Raw genomic sequence first — 19973 nt, 5'->3', positions numbered from 1 at the left:
CCGGACCGCGGTGGCCCGCCGTGCAGCGTTGGTCTAGACTGCGGGCGTTCACGAACCCCTGTCCGATTCCCGGAAGGAACGATCATGACGAAGTCCCGTGTCGACTGGTACTACCACCGTCCCGGTTGAAGCTCGTGCGCGAAGGCCTCCAAGTTCATGGAGGCGAAGGGCGTGGACGTCGCGGAGAAGGTCTCGGCCAGCAAGAAGCTCGGCGAGAACGACGCGAAGAAGCTGATCCGCGACGCCTCGAAGATCCACGTGGCCAAGGGCAAGAAGCTCGACACCTTCGACGGCGGCACCGCGAAGAAGGAGATCGTCGAGAAGATGCTCGGCAGCACCGGCAACCTGCGCGCGCCGACGATCAAGGTCGGCAAGACGCTGCTGGTGGGCTTCGACGAGGATGTCTACGACCAGGCCATGGGCTGAGCCCGACCGGCGCGGTCGGCGGCACGGGAGACGGGGTGTCGCGGGCGCGCGATGCCCTGTTCCCTCGTCGTGCGGACTTTGTTAGACTGCCGAACAAAGTTGCCGAGCCCCCACCGGGAGAGTCCATGCGTCCGGTCGCCCTGTTCGTCCTGTCCTTGCTGATCCCGGTGATCGTCGGGCCGGCGTGGGCCGCGGCCCCGTCGTCGGATCCGGCCTACGAGCTGGTCTGGAGCGACGAGTTCGACGGCACCGCGCTCGACCTCGACAAGTGGCAGCCGCAGATCGGCACCGGCTGTCCGGACCTCTGCGGCTGGGGCAACGAGGAACTGCAGTACTACCGCGCGGAGAACGCGACGGTGGCCGACGGTTTCCTGACGATCACCGCGCGTGAGGAGCGCATCGAGGAATCGAACTACACCTCGGCGCGCTTGCGTACGCGCCACCGCGGTGACTGGACCTACGGACGCTTCGAGATCCGCGCGAGGATGCCGATCGGCCAGGGGATGTGGCCGGCCTTCTGGATGCTGCCGACCGACTCCCGTTACGGCGGTTGGGCCGCGAGCGGTGAGATCGACATCGTGGAGTACCTGGGTCAGGAACCCGACACGATCCACGGCACCATCCACCACGGTGGGGAGTGGCCCGGGAACACGAAGACCGGAGCCCACTTCACGCTGCCCGAAGGGGACTTCCACTCGGAGTTCCACACCTTCGCGGTCGAGTGGGAGCCCGAAGAACTGCGCTGGTACGTGAACGGCCAGCTCTACCAGACGCTCGACGAGTGGTGGTCGTCGAAGGGTGCGTATCCCGCGCCCTTCGACCAGCGCTTCCACCTGCTGCTGAACCTGGCCGTGGGCGGGCGCTGGCCGGGAAACCCGGACGCCAGCACCCGGTTTCCCCAGGAGTTCGTGATCGACTACGTCCGGGTGTACCAGAGGGTGGAGTAGCGCTCTCCTCCGTCTCACTCGAGCAGTTCTGCCGTCCGCACGGTCACGTCGATCCGCACCACCGATCCGTCGCGGTCGATCAAGCGCTGACTCGTGTCCGGATCCAGCCGGTCTCCGTCGACCGTCGTTTTCGTACCGTCGCGACCGTGCACGACGATCGCGGACGCATCGCCCTTCGAGTACACGACCGGCACGCCCATCACCGTGAAGGCGAGCTGTCCGGGTGCGATCTCGATCCGGTCACGCCGGCCTTCGGTGTCGATCACCGTGAGCGAGTCGACGTGCTCGAGGAATTCGCCCGCGCGCAGCAGCCGCGGTCGGAAGGCCACGCAGCCGTCCTCGAAGACCAGGCCGAGCTCGCCCATGCGGGTGAGGATCTCCTCCTTCACCTGTCCGGTCATTCCCGGCTGCTGGGCACCGGCGTGGGGCGGGGTGTGCGAGTAGGGATCGGTGGGGAAGGCGCCGAACTCCTGCGGCGTCTTCGAGAAGCCGAGCCCGGAGCGCACACGGTAGTAGGCATCGACGAGCCGTCCGAAGGTCGTGTCGTGCTCGTCGCGATCGGCCCGCCGCAGCGCGACTTCCTGTACCGCGAGCAGCAGCTTGGCCACCATGTGCCAGTAGATGCAGCCCAGACCCTCGTAGCCGTACATGGTGCCCGAGCGGCCGGTGAAGGCGCGGTGGTGGAAGGTGTCCTCGAACAGCGCCAGCACCGCGTCGCGGTCGGCGTCGACGCGCGCGCGCCATCGTTCGTCGCGCGCGGCCTCGTCGAGGGCGGCGGCCACGTCGTCGGCGTTGGTGAAATCGCCGTGGAAGCGTACGTGCCCGGCGGCGTCGCGCGCCACGATCGACGTATCGCCGGCGTCGAGCATCGCATCGAGCAGAGGGATCGCCGTGGCCTTCTCGGCGTCGACGTCATTGCGTTCGAGGAAGGTCGGAAGGGTCTTCTCGGGATAGAGCAGGAAGCTGTTCTGATCGGCCCGGTACAGTGGGCCCTCGAAGAGAGCGTCGACGATCCCCAAGACCTCGTCGTCGTCCAGCCCGCCGGAACTGATGGCGGCGACCTGTCCCTCGAGCATCACCTGAAGGCGCTCGAGACGCGCCTCGTCGTCGGCGAGCGTCATGATGTTGTAGGCGTGGACCAGGCCGTCGTCGCGGCGGTTCGTGCCGATGGCGTGGTCGACGAACTCGCCGGCCACCGAGAAGAGCGTGGCGACCGACCGGCCACTGACCGATTCGGAGCGGTCGAGTCCGCCCTCGGCCACCCGGTCACGGTACCGTTCGAAGGCCTCGCCGAGGCCGTCGAGCAGAGCCCGGCGCATGCGATCGTCGACCGGACGCGCATCGAGCACGCTGCGGAAGCGCTCGAGCACTCCCCGCACCTCGTCGAGCCACACGCGGACCGCGTGGGACATGGTGAAGCCATCGGTGCCGTGGTACAGCGGCCACAAGCGCGCGAGGTAGCGGCGCAGGTAGCACAGCGTGACCATCGACACGCCGTTGCCCACGAGCGCGTTGTTCGCGTCGTTCCACTCGGGGCGCTGGGTGTTCATCCAGATCCCGCCGTCCGCCACCAGATTCGACAGTTTCGACAGCACGGGCACGAGCAGCTTCTCGAGCAGTGATACACGGACGATCGTGCCATCGGAGCGCCGCACGAGCTGCCCGTCGGTCCCCTCGGTCTCGACGCGGCGCGCGATGCGGGCCGCGGCCTCTTCGTCGAAATCGATCGTGTGATGCGGATCGGCCACGATCTCGGCGTAGGAGCGCAGACGATACGGAACGTCCACGTAGGTGAAGGCCGATGTGGCGAGCATCCGTTCGAAGTCCTCGGGGACCGCGTCCTCGGCCCACTCGATCAGCTTGAGCAGGTAGATGATCTGGTGGTCGCCCCAGTAGCCGATCGTGCTCCAGGGGTCGTCGGGGTCCTCGACCTCCCAGTCGACGCCCTCGCGGGTCACACGGTAGGGATTGAACCCGTCGACGGTCGAGGCGTTCACGAAGCGCGCGATCATGTTCGGAAGGAAGCGCGGGAAGCTCAGTGCGAGTGCTTCCCAGTTCTGGAAGATGTCGCGCCAGTTCCCTTCGTAGTGGAGGATTCGCTCGCCGCGGTGGTCGCGCACGCGGATCGAGAAGCGGTTCCAGGGACGGCTCGGGTCGCCGTGGCGACGGCCGAAGTGCAGCGGAAGGTACTCGAGCGCGAGCCGATACTCGTCCTCGAGCCCGGCGACCGCGGTCCGCTCCATGAGCCCGGCGAGCGTGTCGATGCGCTCGCCCGACAGCTTCGTCGGTCGGTCTCCGGTGCGGACCCGCAGGAATCGCTGGAAGTCGTCCGGTGGGATCGCCCCGTCCTGGTAGAAGGTTCCGCCGCGCATCACGTTGAACAGAACGTTGGCGGTGTGGTGGTGGTCGTCCACGCGTTGCGCGGTGCACTGGAAGCCGTCGGCACGCGCGAGCAGGGACTCGAGGTCTCGGGTCGACGCCTCGAGGGTCTTGGTGATCGCCTCGTCGAGATCATCGTCACCGGCGAGGAGCGAGCGCAGCTCTTCGACCTGCACATGGTCGCGGCCCACGTCCGCCACGAGGTGCCAGGTCCGGGACTCACCTGGCTGCAGCGTGAGCGTCGCCTGGTTGAAGACGCCGACCGGTCGACCGGCGAGGCGGGTCTCGTCGTCGATCGGGTCGCCGCGGCGGAACTTCGCCACCGTGTCCGGCGACAGGGCGAGGCGGGCGTCGTCGAGGCCCCGCGACCACACCGTGGTCGCGCGCAGTGCCTCGGCGGCCTCGGCGCGATCGATGATGCGCGCCGTGAGCGCGATCGTGGTGAGGCCGGTCGCCGGATCGACATCGGCTCGTTTGTAGGCATCGACCAGGCAGCTGCTCGTCTGCATGAGCGGCAGGGGAACGCCCGACGGCAGGACGTTGCGCATTCCGTCGAGGAGGTCGAAGGTGATCGGCGCGTCGCCCGGATTGCGCAGGGTGACGGTTCGCACGTGTCCGAAGGGTTCGCAGGTGGCCCAGCGGAACCGGCAGTGCAGCGACAGGTCGTGGTGGGTGACGTCCCAGGCCAGCTGGTGGCCGAGCACGCTCTTGTCGAGGTGGCGGTCGACACGAGGGTGGGGGTCGTCGGTGAATGGGTTCCAGACCGTGTCTCCGGCCCGGATCAGCGTGACCGGACCGCTGTGCCGGTGTGCGTAGGTCAGTCGATCCACCGTCGTGTAGGGGAACAGCGCGCCGTCGGGATCGGTTCGTCCCGCCGTCATTCCGCCCGAGGACATGACGAAGGCCCAGGCGTCGGTGTCGCTGGCCAGGGTCATGAAGAAACGGGGCATGTGGTCGTGGTTCCGCAGGCGCAGGAACTCCACGCCGTCGACGACGATGGTCTCGAGTGTGATGTCGGGGGGTGACACGGTCTTCACGGGCGGTCCTTTCGCGACTCCGCGACGGCGCGCATCGCCGGCTTCGGCGTGCGATCGGCGCGGTAGAGGCCCCAGTGCTTCTCGACGTGATCGGGGTGGTCGCCACCCTTCCAGTTCTCGTCGAAGGCCTCGAAGAAGAAGGTCATGACGCGGTCACGTTCGATCCACGCGTCGGGCTCGTGGACGAAGCGCACCTGCTCGTCCTCGGTCGGGGTGCCGGCGATCCGCTCGGCCTGCTCACCGGCATCGTGCTCGATCGTGGCCCAGCCGACCTCGCCGAGCACGACGGCAAGGTCGGGATGCGTACTCTGGACGGCAGTGGCTTCGAAAGCGGCCACGAGCAGCGCACACGGCAGGAGAAGGCGATGGGTCACGCGGGGCCCTCCCGTCGGGGACACGACGACGCCCCGCGGGGGGGACGGGGCGTCGTCGGCCGAGGGGCGGAGGGGTCGGGGCGATACCCCTCGCCCCGGCGGACTACTTCAGCAACACCATCGCCCGGGCATCGCGGCCGGTCGGAGTGTCGAGGACGTAGTGATACACACCCGAGGCCACGGCGTGGCCGTCGTCGGTGCGCCCGTCCCACGTCACGGCATGGCGGCCGGCGTCGAAGGCGCGCTCGGCCAGGGTCGAGACCAGGCGTCCCTTCGCGTCGAAGACACGCAGGTTCACGGGCCCGGAGCGCTCGAGCGTGAAGTGGATCGTGGTGCTCGGGTTGAACGGGTTCGGCGTGTTCTGCTCGAGGTCGACGCCGCGAGCGGACGCCGGTGCGTTGGTCGCGGTGGCCTCGCCGAAGAACACGTCGTCCAACCACATCGCGCCACCCTCGAGGATCGGCGAGACGAACAGGAAGAAGATGTCGGCGCTCACCGCGAGTTCCGGAGCCTCGCCGACGACCGACGTCTTCGTCCACGTGCCCAGTGGGGTGGTGTTGTCGAGGATGGTCTCCTCGGCGGTGCCCAGCAGGTTGCCACCGGCGTCGCGGAACTCGATCAGTCCCTGCACGATGTTGTTGTTGCCACCGGTGATGGGGTCCTCGATGCAGGTGGTGAGCACGTAGGCACTCAGCTCGTACCTCTGACCGCCGGTGATGGCGATCGTCTGCGTGATCCCGGAGTCGTTACCCTCGACGAAGGTGCCGAACAGCTTCTGCGATCCGGTCGGGGTGCGCACGAGCGAGCCGCGGCCCTCCGTCGGCGCGTTGCCGAAGGTGTCCCAGCCGGCGTTCGACGCACCGTCGAAGCTGGGGTTCGTCACCAGATTGGTGGGCAGACTCGGCGGGTCACTCTCGACGAACGCTGTGTCGTCGACGAAGACCGAGCCTTCCTCGCAGCCGGGCTGCAGGTACAGGATCAGTGCTTCGACGCGCTGCGCGCCGGCCGGTGCCGGAGCGGACACCTCGAAGGGGATCCACTGGTCGAGCGGCGTGTTCGGTCCGCCGACGACGAACTCGTTGCTGGCCAGCTCGGTGCCGCCGACCGCGGCGTCGAAGAAGGCGATCTTGGCGATGGCGCGGTTGCTCTCGCAGACGATCTCACCGGGAATGGTGTCGGCGCTGCTGATGAAGCTCGAACCGCTGAAGGTGTAGACCTTGTCCGCCGTTGGCGTGAAGGACTGGCCGAAGCCGCCCACGTCGAAGGCGGGGAAGGGGCACCCGGTGAACTCGCCGAAGATCTTCGCGGCGGCGGTTCCCGACAGGAAGATGTTGTCGGTTCCGGCGGTCGAGATGTTCGGGCCGTTGCCGAAGGTGAACCAGCCGTCGTAGCTGCCGCCGTTGTCTTCGAAGCCGGGATTGGTCAGGAGATTCTGGGCCGACGCGGCCGGCGCGAGGAGCGCCACGATCGCCAGCATCGTGCCCAGCCTGGTGAGGGTCTTCATGGTTGCCTCCAGGGGCGATAATGCGGGTTCAGGAGGAAGAGGGTGACGGGCTCCCGGAGGGTCGAGGTCCGGGAGCCCCATCGGGTCCGGCGGGGGACGATGCGGACGAGGGCTACTGGTACAGGCTCTTCACCTTTCCGAACGAGCCCTCGTCGTTGCTCACCGGCGTGATGTTCTCGAACACGACGTCGTCGATGAACGCGGCGCCCCCGTCGCTGGCGGGCTGTAGGTAGAGGATCAGCGCCTGGACCGTGGCGGCCCCGGCCGGAGCGGTGGCGGTGATCGGTGCCGCCGCGTGCCACGTGTCCACGGCAAAGGTGCCGTCGAGGATGATCGACTCCGACGCCGCCGCCGTGAGTTCGTTCCCCGAGCCGTCGAAGAAGGCGATCTTCTGGACGACCCAGTTGTCGTCGGTCGGACCGACGCCGATCATCGGGTCGTCGGACGAATGGTAGGCGTTCGAGCTCAGCTGGAACTCCTCGCCGGCGCTGCAGGCGAATTCCTGGAAGATGCCGGTGACGTCGAAGCCGCCGCTGAAGTTGCCGAACATCTTGCAGGTCTGGCTGCCGCTCAGCGGGAAGCTGGCTTCGGTGAAGACGTTGCCGAACGTGATCCAACCCGGGCCGGCGCCAGCGGCCGGAGCCGAGCCATCCTCGAAGCCGGGGTTGGTGAGAAGGTTCTGCGCCGACGCCGTCGATCCGACGGCGAGGATCGCGAGCGTCACCACTGCGATACGGAGAAACGAATTTGCCTGGTGCATGGTCTCGCCACCTTGGGAGTGGATGGGGCCGGAATCGGGTGCGGTCGGGCCGAAGCCGGCCGAACCGCGGTACGAGAGGGGCGTCGTGGTTGACACGCCCGGGGGCATCATACACTATGTTCGGGCCCCGAACAAAGTCCCCATTTCGTGTCGAGGCCTCGTGAACGGATCCGCCCTCAACCCGCCCCCGGCTCGGCTCCCGGTCCTGGGGTACCGGCCCGATCCTTCCGTCAGGGTCATGGACCGAATAGATTGGCAAGTCACTGCTATGAAGGGGCTTGAAACCCACGAGGTCCGCCCGTGAGCAGCCGCCGATTCCCCAAAGGTTTCCGCTGGGGCGCGTCGACCTCGGCCCTGCAGGTCGAGGGCGCCACCGCCGCCGAGGGGCGTGGCGAGTCGATCTGGGAGCGCTTCGCAGCCCGGCCGGGAGCGATCGAGGACGGCTCGACGCCTGCCGTCGCCTGCGACCACTACCATCGGTTCCGTGAGGACGTGGGCCGCATGGCCGAGCTCGGCCTGACGGCCTATCGCTTCTCGATCGCGTGGCCACGCGTGGTGCCCGAGGGGACCGGCGCGGTCAACGCGAAGGGACTGGACTTCTACGATCGCCTCGTCGACGCGCTGCTCGAGCACGGCATCGCTCCCTACGCCACGCTCTACCACTGGGACCTGCCCCAGGCGTTGCAGGACCGCGGCGGCTGGGCCGACCGCGCGATCGTTCCCGCCTTCGTCGAGTACACCCGCGCGGTGACCGAACGGCTCGGCGACCGCGTCGCGTCGTGGAGCACGATCAACGAGCCCTGGTGCATCGCGGTCCTCGGTCACGAAGAGGGCAAGCAGGCACCCGGTCTGAGCGATCCGCCGACGGGCCTCGCCGTCGCACACCATCTCCTGCTGGCCCACGGCGAAGCCGTGCCCGTGATCCGCACCAACGCACCGGAGGCCGAGGCCGGCATCGTGTTGAACCTCGTGCCCGCCGAGCCGGCCGAGGACACCGGCGCCGCCCGCAACGCGGTGCGCTGGTTCGACGGCTTCTTCAACCGCTGGTTCCTCGACCCGCTGCTGCGTGGTCGGTACCCCGAGGACGCGGTCGCCGATCGTGTGCAGTGCGAGCACCTGCCACCGTCGGGCATGCCGTTCGCGCAGGAAGGCGATCTCGACGTGATCTCGCGCCCGATCGACTTCCTGGGCGTGAACTACTACAGCCGGGCCGTCTTCGATGCCGACGAGAACGGCGAACCGGTCGGCGTGACCGTCGGTACCCCGGAGCGCCGCAACGACATGGGCTGGGAGGACTTCCCGCCCGGTCTTCATCGGATTCTCGTACGACTGCACCGCGAATACGACGTCGCACGCATCTACGTCACCGAGAACGGTGGCGCCTGGTCCGACGCTCCCGATGCCGACGGCCGCGTCCGCGACCATCGAAAGATCCACTACCTCCACGGCCACCTGCACGCCGCGCTCGACGCGATCGACGAAGGTGTGCCGTTGAAGGGCTACTTCGCCTGGTCCCTGCTCGACAACTGGGAGTGGGCCCACGGCTATCCCATGCGTTTCGGCTTCTACTGGATCGACTACGAGACCCAGCGGCGCGTCGCGAAGGACAGCGCGCTGTGGTACCGCGACGTCATCGCTCACCACGGCGTCGACGACGACGTCGTTCTCCCGTCCTGATTCCCGTGTCGAAGGAGACACCCGTGTTCCGTTCCGTCCATCGCTTCGTCCTGATCGCGCTCGTGCTCCTGCCCGTGGCCGCGTTCGCGCAGAGCGACCGCGTGGAAGAGGTCCGCGTCGTGACCGACGAGACCGGCCAACGCCTGCAGGTCGACGGCCGAGACTTCATGGTGCTCGGGATGAACTGGGACTACTTCCCGATCGGCACGAACTATTCCTACAGCCTGTGGACCCAGCCCGAGGACTTCATCCGCAACGCGCTCGACTACGAGATGGCGCTGATGCAGCACATGGGCGTGAACGCGATCCGCGTCTACAACGGGATTCCCCCGAAGTGGGTCGAGTACATCTACGACAACTACGGGATCTACACGGTGCTGAACCATCCCATGCTGCGCTACGGTTACACGCTCGACGGCGTGTGGATCCCGGCTCCGGAGATCGACTACTCCGACCCCGAACTCCGCGCCGCGGTGACCGAAGAGATCGTCGACCTGGTCGAGCAGTTCCGTGACACGCGTGGAATCCTCATGTGGATGCTCGGCAACGAGAACAACTACCAGCTCACGTGGTCGTCGACCGAGATCGAGGCGTTGCCCGAGGGAGAACGGCAGGCGGCTCGCGCCCGGCACCTGTACTCGCTGTACGGCGACGTCACGCGGGCGATCAAGGAGGTCGACACGAAGCGTCCGGTGGTGATGGTCAATGGCGACTTGCAGTACATCGACCTCATCGCCGAGGAGTGTGGGCCGGTGGACATCTTCGGCACGAACGTCTACCGCGGGATCTCCGCCCGCGATCTCTACGAGGAGGTCGAGGCCAAGCTGGGCAAGCCCGTGCTCTACGCCGAGTTCGGTGCCGACGCCTTCAATGCCCGCGAGGGCCGCGAAGACCAGATCATGCAGGCTCGCTACCTGATCGGGCAGTGGCAGGAGATCTACGAGCAGGCCGCGGGCAAGGGCCGCGTGGGCAACTGCATCGGCGGTCTCACCTTCCAGTGGAGCGATGGCTGGTGGAAGTTCCGCCAGGAGGAGAATCTGGACGTCCACGACACCAACGCCTCGTGGCCCAATGCCGGCTACGACGACTACGTGCCCGGCCAGAACAACATGAACGAGGAGTGGTGGGGGGTCGTGGCCAAGGGGCGGCCGAGCTCGAGCGGCTACTTCCAGCTCTACCCGCGGGCGGCCTACTACGCCCTCAAGGAAGCCTACGAGCTCGATCCGTACGCGCCGGACACCGATCTCGAGACGATCCGCGAGCATTTCGGTGAGATCACGCCGGCCGCGGCCGCGCTCGAGGCCCGTGGCGACACCGCGGCGCGCACCGGTGGTGCGTCGTCGGCGGTCCGCGTGTCCGGCGTGCGGATGGAGTTCGAGACCTACTTCACGGGTGGCGAGAACATCTCGACGCCCGACCAGAGCGACGAGCGCGACCCCTTCGAGCCCTTCCAGGGTTTCGACCGCCTCGAGTCCTACTACGTGGACTTCGAGGCGAATCCCTCACCGAAGGTCCGTGGTGAGTTGTCGGTCAACATTCTCGGCAACGTGCCGCGCAACCCGATCGACAACCTCTTCTACGAGAATCGCGGGGTGTTCGATCCCCGCGTGCGTGTGATCCAGGACAATCCCTTCAGCGCGGACTTCCCGCCGGACACCACCGAGGCCTTCCTGCCGCGCTTCGATCGGGTGCAGGTGTACAGGGCGTCGCTCAACTGGGACGACGACTGGTTCCGGATGTTCGCCTTCTACCGCACCGGTCACACGCACTGGGGCTACGAGGGTGACTTCTTCGGGCTGTACCCCGAGGCCTTCTACGGAGAGAACATCGACATCTACAACGGTGAGGCGCCGCTCGGGGTCGAGATCGAGGGCAAGAAGGCGCTCGACGGTGTGAAGTTCGCCTTCGGTCCCGAGCTGTGGTGGGGTGCGAATCCCGCCTTCCTCGTGAAGTACCGCAAACAGCACGGTCGCTTCCTGACGACGGCGATCTACCACGAGGACGTCGCGTCGCCCGCGGCGGAGGCGGTGACCTCGATCGCGATCCCTCAGCGCGACAACCGTCGTCTGACCTTGCAGACCGAGACCCGCCTCGGACCCTTCGGCGTCACCGCCGGTGCGATCTGGTCGGGCAGCACCGAGGTGGGCGAGGAATTCCAGGTGGCCGAGCGCGGACCCGACGGCCGCTTCGACTTCTTCACCGACGAGATCGACGACCTGGACACCATCGGCGGGAAGCTCAAGCTCACGTGGCAGAAGGGCCGGTGGAACTGGTACGGGCAGACCGCCGTGCAGGGCCTGGTCGCGAAGGGGGGCTACAACCACACGCTGAACTACACCGGGTGGGGTCTCCGCGACACCGGCGCGGGCAACGTGCGCAACGTCATCACCGGCTTCACCTATCAGGCCGGTGACTTCCAGTTCGGACCGAACTTCATGTGGCAGAAGCCTTTCGAGGGGCCGATCCCGCGCGAGGCCTTGCTCACCCCCGAGCGCCAGGATCCGGTCTTCGTGGACGACGCGCTCGCCCAGCTCGGAACGGGACTCGAGGCCCGCAGCATCCTGAACTCGCCCTTCCAGGTCCGCGGCAATCGCGAGACCATCGGCAGCGAGATCGTGATGACCTACGATCCCACCCCGGCGACGTGGATGTGGCAGTGGGACAACGACGTGAAGGAGGACGCGCGCTTCGCCGCGAGTCTGCGCTTCACGCACCGCCACCAGCCCACCACCCAGGACGCCACGGTCTTCGTGAGCGAAGGCGGTGACCTGTTCCAGTTCGGGGGTGCTCCGCCGGCCAAGGATCTCTGGGAGGCACACCTCCGCGTGGTGTCGAAGCTCACTCCGACCTCACGAATGGTGTTCAACGTCATGGGTGGCCCGGCCCAACCCATGGGAAGTGCCTTCGACACGGCCGAGGGCTCCGAACAGCTCAACCGGACCATCGACCGCCTGCACTTCGATGCCCGTTACGTGAACTCGCGCATGTCGCTGATGGGCGTGGTGAAGAAGGACGACTGGGGTCCCTACGACTTCCACCGCGACTTCAACCTGACCTATCCGCTCCAGTTGATCGGTGACGTGTCGGTCACGCTCGGGGCGCCGCGGTGGTTCGCGGATTCGCCGCAGACCCGCTTCGGCGTGCGGGCGAGCTGGCGGAGTCTGGACGAGTTCTCCGACCGCTACGAGCCCGCGGTCGACCTGACGGCCGACGAGGACGAGAACGGCCGGGAGTGGGAGATCCGCACCTACCTGCACTTCGCCATGTAGACACGTCCGGCGTCCGGGAACTCGAACGGGGTGGGCCATCGGCTCGCCCCGTTCGTCTTCCGCCGTGCGGGGTTCTCACTGCCGCTCGTACACCCGTACCCAGTCCACCCGCATCGTCTGCGGGAAGCGCGTCGTCTCGTCGGGCGGGCCCACGAAGTTCCCGCCGACCGCCACGTTCAGGATCATGAAGAACGGGTGGTCGAACACCCACTCGCGACCACCGAGGTCCTGCGGGCGCACGCGGTGGTAGGGGACGTCGTCGACGAACCAGGTGATGCGGTCGTCGGTCCACTCGATCGAGAACACGTGGAAGCCGGCGTCGAAGTCGCCGCCGTCGAGGATGAACCGTGCGCCGATCGACGCGCCGCCCGAGTAGCCGGGGCCGTGGACGGTACCGAGGACCTCGTCGGGGTTCTGGCCCCGGTACTCCATGATGTCGATCTCGCCGCTGTCGGGCCAGCCGACCTGGCGGAAGTCGTCGCCGAGCATCCAGAAGGCGGGCCAGATGCCCTGGCCTCGCGGGAGCTGGATCCGTGCCTCGAAGCGGCCGTAGCGCTGGGTGAAGAGGCCTTCGGTCTTGATGCGCGCCGAGGTGTACTGGCGGTCGCCGAATTCCTCTTCGCGCGCGACGATCTCGAGGTGGCCTTCGCCGTCGAGACGGACGTTCTCGATGCGGTCGGTGTCGTACTCGAGTTGGGCGTTTCCCCAACCGTTCACCCCGGTCCCGATGTCGTAGGTCCACTTCTCGGGATCGGGTGACGTGTCGGCCGGCCCGTCGAACTCGTCGGACCAGGTGAGGACATAGGTCCCTTCGTCTTCGTCGTCGTCGCCGCAGGCGGGCACGAGGAACACGAGACCGGACAGCAGCAGGACGAGCAGCGGAACACGGAGTCGCGGATTGCGGAGAAGCCTCAAGGAGCCTCCTGGCGCGAGGCCGCCATCGGGAACATTCGTGAATCCGAGAGCGCGGCATCGAGGACCATGGTCGCCGCACCGACGGCAGTCGTGCGCGGGCCAAGGTCGCTGGTCATCACCTCCGCCGCGGTGACGGAAGTCACGATCGTCCGTTGGGCGATCTGATCGCGCAGGGGGTCGAGAAGCAGGTCACCCAGGCGCGCGAAGTCGCCGCCGAGGACGATCCGCGCCGGGTTCATCAGGTTGAGCAGGCCGGACACGGCGATACCGAGGTTACGGGCGGCTTCGTCCACGAGCTGACAGGCCGCCCGGTCCCCGCTCAGGGCCGCGTCCTCGATCTCCGCCAGCGAGTCCTGGGCCCGTGCGAGGGCGCTGTCGGGATACTGCTCGGCGAGGACGCGCGCGCGGAGGAACAGGGCGGGGCGGCCGACGAACGTCGTCAGGCAGCCGCGGAGGCCGCACACGCACCGCGGACCGTTGGGGTCGATCGCCATGTGGCCGATCTCACCGGCCACACCGGTGGCGCCACGGTACACCTGTCCGTCGATCAGGTGACCCGAACCGATCCCGGTCGCCACCTTGATGTAGGCGAAGTCGTCGATGCCGCGTCCGACGCCCCACCAGTGCTCGGCGATCGCGCCGAGATTGGCGTCGTTGTCCACGAGCAGGGGCACACCGAAGTGATGGGCGATCTCGTCCATGCCGGAGCGGCCCTTCCAGGCGGGCAGAACGAGCTCGCTGAGCTGATCGGGACGATCGGGATCGACGGGCGCCGGAAGGCCGACCCCGATGCCCAGCAGGTCGTCGATTCCACGACCCCACTGGGCCAGGTTCTTCTCGCACAACTCGATCACGGTGCGGCGGGTTCCGACGGGATCGTCACGGACGTCGAAGGGGACCTCGTTCCACGCGAGGACGCGCCCGCGGAGGTCGGTCACCGCCACGGCCACGTGCGCACCGCCGATCTCCACTCCGAGGATCCCGTAGGCGTCGTCGTTGAACTCGAGCACGATGGGCCGCCGGCCGCCGCGTGAGGGAGCCGGACCGCCCTCGCGTACCAATCCGGTCGGCAGGAGGGTGGCCACGATCTCCGAGACGGTCGAGCGTGACAGCTCGGCGCGCCGCGCGATGTCCGATCGCGAGATCCGCTGCTCGTCCCAGATCAGCCGGAGGACGGCCTCGCGCAACGGCCGCACACGCTCGCTCGAGCGCTCGTCGGGACCGAAGTTGGCGGGGGATCGTGTGCCCAAGGGGGGGGCCTCGCTTCAGTTCCGGAAGAAGAGGATGTTGTCGACGAACAGGTAGCCCGTGTTCACGCTCAGCAGCATCTGCGCCAGGTTCGCGCGCGACTGCAGTGCACCGCCGATCGAAGGCGGGGACTGCTCGAAGTCGGTCAGGGGGATTTCGAGCGTGACCCATTCACCGGGCGTGATCTCGGTCCCCGAGCCCTCGAGCCCCAGGCCCAGGAAGCCCTGGCTGTCGTCGCGGTCGGGGTCCTCGAAGGGCGTGAACTCGCCGTCGGGGCCGAAGTCGATGAGCTTGAGGCCGATCAAGGGACGATCGCCCTCCGGCGCGGCATCGGGGAGCCACACGTCGAGGCGCAGCCCGGTGAACCCCGTGGCGTCGACCTGTTCGCCGACGAACTCGATTGCGACCTCGCGTTGCAGGTTGGTCCCGAGACCGGTGTAGGCCTTCACCGCGTTGCCGTCGCGGGAGAGTTCGAACAGTGTCCCGGCGCCGAACTCGGCGCGGAAGGTGTCGACGGTGATGTCGTCGTAGGAATCACTGAACAGCGAGATCACGTCGGCCGGGGGAAAGTTCGGCGTGGGAGCCGGATCGACGGGCGGGGCGACACCGGTCACCTGGATCACGCCGGTGGCCTCGACGTCGCCGAGTTGCCCGCGGATCCGGGCCTCGCCACCGCCGACCACGACGGGCCGGCCGCGTCGGAACTCCACGACGGAACCGTCACCGTCGGCGGCGTCGAAGTAGTCGAAGTAGTCCGGGGCCGTCGTCATGGAGCGTGTCGTGCCGTCGACGTCGAAGGTCACGCGGCCCTCGCCGATGGGAACGGTCGCACCGAAGACGGCCTGGAGGTTCTTGCTGTCGATCTGCGCACCGACGACGGACAGACCGCCGGCGGTGATCCATTCGACCTGGTCGATCCACAGCACGTAGCCCTCGGCCGGATCGCTGCCCGCCGCGACGTCGCTGAAGAACATCATGCCGCGGATGGCGCGCAGGCGCGACGGACGGGGCACGGGAAGGATCAGCTCGGTCCACTGGGTGGTCACGGCGACGTTCTCGGTGCTCGCCGTGTAGAGCGAGGTGCCCGTGTTGCCCTCGCCGAAGCCGATCAGGTCGAGGCTCACGTTCGCGCTGGCCCGGATCTGCAGACGCAGCGCGTTGTATCCGGACAGGTCCCGGGCAACGGGCACGGTGAAGGCGCCGCCCGAGAAGGGGCCGACCGACAGAGGATCGACCTCGATCCGGATCGCACCTTCGGAGTCGCCGAAGGTCACGACGTCGGCAAGGGTCACGGCATCCTGCCTCGCCGTGAGGAAGGGCTCGAAGATGGTCGGCCCGAACTCGTCCTCGAAGACGATCGGATCGGTCGACAGTTCGAGCGGGCGGTAGTCGGAGTCGTCGCGGTCGCAGCCGGTCAGAGCGATCGACAGGGCGAATCCGGCGGCGAAGACACGGAGAGCGGCACGCATCGAGATCATCCGTCCCGGGCAGCGAGGGCGGGCCGTCCGGAGCCTCGGGCGGCCTTTGTTCGGCAACTGAACAAACTATGATCCCCGGGCGCCGTCCTGTCAAGCGGACGCAGGTGAACGTATCCTGAAGAGGCCGTTCACGGAAGGATTTCGGATGCCGGTCGACCTCGCCACCATCCGCGCCGCCCACCGGCGCATCGCTCCGCACGTCCATCGGACGCCGGTGATGACGTGTGCTGCCATCGACGCCTGCGCCGAGCGCGCGGTCGGGCTCAAGTGCGAGAACCTGCAGCGGGTCGGGGCCTTCAAGATCCGGGGGGCCACGAACGCGGTCCTGCGGCTCGACGACGAGCAGGCGGCGCGCGGCGTGGTCACACACAGTTCCGGCAACCACGCCCAGGCGCTGGCCCGGGCGGCGCGCACCCGCGGGATCGCCTGCTACGTGGTCATGCCGACGAACGCCCCGGTGGTGAAGCGGGCGGCCACGGAGGGTTACGGGGCGACGATCCATCCCTGCGAGCCCACGCTCGCCGCCCGCGAGGAGGGCGCCCGGCGGGTCATGGAGGAGACGGGCGCCACCCTGATCCCGCCCTTCGACCACCCGGACGTGATCGCGGGGCAGGGCACGGTGGCCCTCGAACTGCTCGACCAGATCGAGGACCTCGACGCGGTCATCGCTCCCGTGGGCGGTGGTGGATTGCTGGCCGGGATCACGCTGGCCCTGCGCCAGGCCGCCCCGCACGTACGCATGTTCGCGGCCGAACCGGCCGGCGCCGACGACGCCTGGCGCAGCAAGCAGCGGGGCGAGCGCGTGCCCATGACCGACCCCCGCACGATCGCCGACGGCCTGCGGACCAGCCTGGGCGACCTGACCTGGCCGGTGCTGCGCGACCACGTCGAGGCGGTGCTGCGGGTGTCCGAGGACGAGATTGTCGGCTCGATGCGCGCGCTGTTCGAGCGGGCGAAGCTCGTGGTCGAACCGAGTGGAGCGGTGTCGCTGGCCGCGGCGCTGGGCGACGAGTTCCGCGCCGAGACCTCGCTGCGTCGTGTCGCCGTGGTCTTGAGCGGTGGCAACGTCGATCCTGCCCGCGCCTACGAACTCCTCGCGCGCTGAGACGAACGAGGCCGGCCCCGAGGGAAGAGGGGCCGGCCTCGCGATGCGCGCACCAGGGGAAGCCGCTACTTCAGCAACATCACGCGCAGGACGTCGGTCTTCGACGGCGTGACCATTCGCACCAGATAGGTCCCGCTCGACACGACCCGGTCGCGGTCGTCGGTGCCGTTCCATTGGACGCGGCCGGTTCCGACGGGCTGGTGGCCGAGGTCCATCGAGCGCACCAGACGGCCGGCCAGGTCGTAGATCTTCAATTGCACCCGACCGGGCTGCGACAGCGCGTACTCGATCGTGGTCTGCGGGTTGAAGGGGTTCGGCCAGGCCTTCACCAGACGCGTCTCGCGGACGGTGGGGGTGAAGGCGATCTCGACCGCATCACTCTCCACCCGGTACTCGCCGAGCTCGACGCCCACGCGGTAGGCGTAGGTGCCGGCCCGCAGGACCGAGGTGTCGACCCACTCACCGTGTGCCGACGGTGCGTCGACGGTGTCGACCTCCACGAAGTGGCCGTCGTCGGTGCGACGCTCGACGACCAGACGGTCGATGCGCGCCGCACCGGTCACCGTCCACGCCAGGCCGATCCCGTCGTCGCGGGCCGACAGGTCGATCGAACTCGACACCGCCCGCACGGGCGAGCTGGCCTGGATCTCGACGACCAGGTCGTTGAAGTCGTTGTCGGTCCTGCCGACCTGGTAGGTGGGGGTGATCTCGGCGCCCGAGTCGATGTCCTCCCAGGCGATCACGTAGGTCGGTACGCCACCCCGCAGCGACGTGATGTCGTAGATCAGCGCCTGCGGGTCGCCGCCGTCGGGCGCGTGCACGGCACCGCTGCCGTCGGGGCCGACGTCGTTGTACGCGCGGTTGGTGAAGAACAGCTCGGGTTCGGGGGCGTTGATGGCGTCCTCGGTGCCGTTCGGGTTCATGTACAGCCCGAAGCGGGTCGGGCCATCGAGGCCGACGAAGGTCGTGCCGCCCTCGCCCGCCGGGCCGTCGAAGATCACGCCGTCGTCGACACCGTCGATCACCGGCGGCGTGAAGTCCTCGGCGTACCAGCCCAGGATGTTGCGACCGGCGGCATCGGCGATCTCGCGGATCACCCAGCCGTCGACGGAGTCGTCGAGCCAGTAGGGCACGACGGCGTCGCCACAGGCGTAGCCCTCGTAGTCGGTCGCGGCGTCGATCACGCCGGCGCCGTACTCGGCGTCGAGCACCTCCTGCAACGAAACACCGTCCCACGAGGCGCCGAAGACCACCTCGAAGGTCTCGCAGTCGCCGTCGACGCTGCGACCGAACACGTTGATCGCCAGGTCGCCGGTGGCGCCGACGAAGGCCACGCTCGGATCACGCGGGTCGAAGGCGATCCACCGCGGATCGTCGCCGGCGTCGATGGTCCGCAGCAGGTTCAGCTCGACCACGGGCAGGCCCTCGAGCACCGACACCGAGCCGGCGACGTCGATCGCGTAGGCCAGGACGAGGTCGGTCTCCTCGGTGATCACGTAGAGCACCGAGCCGTCGGGCGAGATCGACGCACCACTGGTGCTCTGCCCCGTCTCGAAGCGGGCGACCACGGTTCCGAAACCGGCGCCCGAGACGTCGACGAGCAGAACCTCGTCGCTCTCGGTGAGCAGGATCAGCAGGGTGCCGTCGGGTGAGATCGACGCGCCGCTGGTGCTCTGTCCGGTCTCGAAGCGGGCGACCACGCCGAAGTCCGTGGGTCCGAGGTCGACGGTGAGGAAACCGTTGCTGGTTCCGAGGTAGAGCACGCCGCCGTCGGGCGAGATCGACGCGCCGCTGGTGCTCTGCCCGGTCTCGAAGCGGGCGACCACGGTGTTGTAGCCGGCACTGGTGACGTCGGCGTCGATCACCTCGACCGCCTGCGCATCGGGCGTGACCACGTAGATGCGGTCACCGGTGGGCGAGGCCACGATCTCCTGGGGAGAGTCGTCGAGGGGAACGGTGTCGACGACGGTGTCGGTGGCCGTTTCGATGACCGAGACGTCGTTCGATCCGCGGTTGGCCACGTAGACGAAGGCGCCGGACACGTCGCTCACCGCACCGATGGGCTCTTCGCCCACGGGGATCGGCGTGCCGTTCTGCAGGCCGACGAGGTCGATCGGCGTGACCTGGTCGTTCGCCGTGCTCACGGCGTAGCCCCGGGTTCCGTCGGGCAGGACGGCCATCGACTGCGTCGCCTGCCCGAGATCCACGGTGTCGTCGATCTCGTCGATCGGGACGGTGGTGGGTTGGAGCACGGTGAACTCGAGCGACGCCGTGGGCTGGCCGTCCACGGTGACCGTGAGAGGTCCCGTGGTGGCCCCGCCCGGCACCACGAACTGCAACGAGTTGATCGAGGCGTCGGTGGGCGTGATCACCCGACCGTTCACGTCGATCGTGTTGTTCGCGGCAACCGGATCGAATCCGGTGCCGGCGATGGATATCTGCGCGCCGACGGTTCCGGCCGGCGGCGTCAGGCCCACCAGCGTGGGAGCCGCCGCGGCCGCGGTGGTGAACGCGGCGGTGTCGGGATCGGTGAGCACTTGCCCGTCGAGGTCGGTGATCGCGTTCGTCACCTCGACCTGGTGGTCGGTGGCGTAGGCCAGCGGCTCGCTCGGGATCAACGACACGCGACGGTCGCCGTCGGAGAACCCGATGAAGCCCGGTACGGGATCCCCGCTCGTCACGTCGCGCACGACGAAGCTCGCCTCGGTCACCGTGCTGCGATCGACCGCGCGGCTGAAGACCGCCTGCACGCTCGACGTCACGCTCACGTCGGGCGTGCTGGTCAGGGGCAGGATCTCGACCAGGCTCAACGGGATCGTCTCGGGGTCGACCACGGACGAGGCACCGATCAGGC

General features: G+C 68.0%; 13 protein-coding genes. 5 read left to right on the top strand and 8 right to left on the bottom strand.

Going from position 1 to position 19973, the window contains the following annotated elements; genetic code table 11:
* The first annotated feature begins 171 nt into the window (after positions 1-171).
* Positions 172-426, top strand: a complete 255-nt coding sequence (locus tag VKA86_03080) for an ArsC family (seleno)protein (protein ID HKK70173.1) — start codon at positions 172-174, stop codon at positions 424-426.
* Between the two features lie 125 nt (positions 427-551).
* Positions 552-1373 carry a glycoside hydrolase family 16 protein gene (locus VKA86_03075; GenBank protein ID HKK70172.1) on the top strand — a complete coding sequence of 274 codons (822 nt, stop codon included), beginning with the start codon at positions 552-554 and terminating at the stop codon, positions 1371-1373.
* 14 nt (positions 1374-1387) lie between these two features.
* Here the strand turns inward: VKA86_03075 and VKA86_03070 are convergent, their stop codons facing one another.
* The 4 genes from VKA86_03070 to VKA86_03055 form a co-directional block, all read right to left on the bottom strand.
* Positions 1388-4789 (bottom strand): hypothetical protein, encoded by a 3402-nt coding sequence (locus VKA86_03070; GenBank protein ID HKK70171.1) that lies wholly within the window; start codon positions 4787-4789, stop codon positions 1388-1390.
* On the bottom strand, positions 4786-5163 hold the full coding sequence (locus VKA86_03065; protein ID HKK70170.1) for a glycosyl hydrolase family 17 protein: 378 nt from the start codon (positions 5161-5163) through the stop codon (positions 4786-4788). The genes VKA86_03070 and VKA86_03065 overlap by 4 nt, the downstream gene beginning before the upstream one ends.
* A 103-nt stretch (positions 5164-5266) precedes the next feature.
* Positions 5267-6667: a FlgD immunoglobulin-like domain containing protein gene (locus VKA86_03060; protein HKK70169.1), complete on the bottom strand. Its 1401-nt coding sequence runs from the start codon at positions 6665-6667 to the stop codon at positions 5267-5269.
* Between the two features lie 112 nt (positions 6668-6779).
* Positions 6780-7427 (bottom strand): hypothetical protein, encoded by a 648-nt coding sequence (locus VKA86_03055; protein HKK70168.1) that lies wholly within the window; start codon positions 7425-7427, stop codon positions 6780-6782.
* A 300-nt stretch (positions 7428-7727) separates the two neighbouring features.
* Here VKA86_03055 and VKA86_03050 point away from each other — a divergent pair, with 300 nt between their 5' ends.
* Both VKA86_03050 and VKA86_03045 read left to right on the top strand, forming a co-directional pair.
* Positions 7728-9104: a GH1 family beta-glucosidase gene (locus VKA86_03050; GenBank protein ID HKK70167.1), complete on the top strand. Its 1377-nt coding sequence runs from the start codon at positions 7728-7730 to the stop codon at positions 9102-9104.
* A gap of 23 nt (positions 9105-9127) precedes the next feature.
* Entirely contained in the window at positions 9128-12373 is a 3246-nt protein-coding gene (locus VKA86_03045) for a glycoside hydrolase family 2 TIM barrel-domain containing protein (protein HKK70166.1), read from the top strand.
* 75 nt (positions 12374-12448) lie between these two features.
* Here the strand turns inward: VKA86_03045 and VKA86_03040 are convergent, their stop codons facing one another.
* From VKA86_03040 to VKA86_03030, 3 genes are read right to left on the bottom strand one after another with little or no spacing between them, the layout of a single operon-like run.
* On the bottom strand, positions 12449-13288 hold the full coding sequence (locus VKA86_03040; protein HKK70165.1) for a glycoside hydrolase family 16 protein: 840 nt from the start codon (positions 13286-13288) through the stop codon (positions 12449-12451).
* The gene (locus VKA86_03035) at positions 13285-14538 is read right to left on the bottom strand and encodes an ROK family transcriptional regulator (GenBank protein ID HKK70164.1); all 1254 of its coding nucleotides are present in this window, start codon (positions 14536-14538) and stop codon (positions 13285-13287) included. The genes VKA86_03040 and VKA86_03035 overlap by 4 nt, the downstream gene beginning before the upstream one ends.
* A 15-nt stretch (positions 14539-14553) precedes the next feature.
* A complete protein-coding gene (locus tag VKA86_03030; GenBank protein ID HKK70163.1) occupies positions 14554-16005 on the bottom strand; it encodes a hypothetical protein in 1452 nt (483 codons plus the stop codon).
* A gap of 154 nt (positions 16006-16159) precedes the next feature.
* Here VKA86_03030 and VKA86_03025 point away from each other — a divergent pair, with 154 nt between their 5' ends.
* Entirely contained in the window at positions 16160-17119 is a 960-nt protein-coding gene (locus VKA86_03025; protein ID HKK70162.1) for a pyridoxal-phosphate dependent enzyme, read from the top strand.
* Between the two features lie 65 nt (positions 17120-17184).
* Here the strand turns inward: VKA86_03025 and VKA86_03020 are convergent.
* Positions 17185-19973, bottom strand: a 2789-nt coding sequence (locus VKA86_03020) for an Ig-like domain-containing protein (GenBank protein ID HKK70161.1), incomplete at its 5' end; no start/stop codon positions are given.

This window comes from Candidatus Krumholzibacteriia bacterium (genome assembly GCA_035268685.1).
Lineage (GTDB): Bacteria > Krumholzibacteriota > Krumholzibacteriia > JAJRXK01 > JAJRXK01 > JAJRXK01.
The sequence above is the reverse complement of the archived record's forward strand: the minus strand, read 5'-3'. Positions and strand labels throughout refer to the sequence as shown.

Coding starts and splice junctions, on each gene's coding strand:
- VKA86_03075 (HKK70172.1), top strand. CDS start 552: ATGCGTCCGGTCGCCCTGTTCGTCCTGTCCTTGCTGATCCCGGTGATC.
- VKA86_03060 (HKK70169.1), bottom strand. CDS start 6,667: ATGAAGACCCTCACCAGGCTGGGCACGATGCTGGCGATCGTGGCGCTC.
- VKA86_03055 (HKK70168.1), bottom strand. CDS start 7,427: ATGCACCAGGCAAATTCGTTTCTCCGTATCGCAGTGGTGACGCTCGCG.
- VKA86_03030 (HKK70163.1), bottom strand. CDS start 16,005: ATGCGTGCCGCTCTCCGTGTCTTCGCCGCCGGATTCGCCCTGTCGATC.
- VKA86_03025 (HKK70162.1), top strand. CDS start 16,160: ATGCCGGTCGACCTCGCCACCATCCGCGCCGCCCACCGGCGCATCGCT.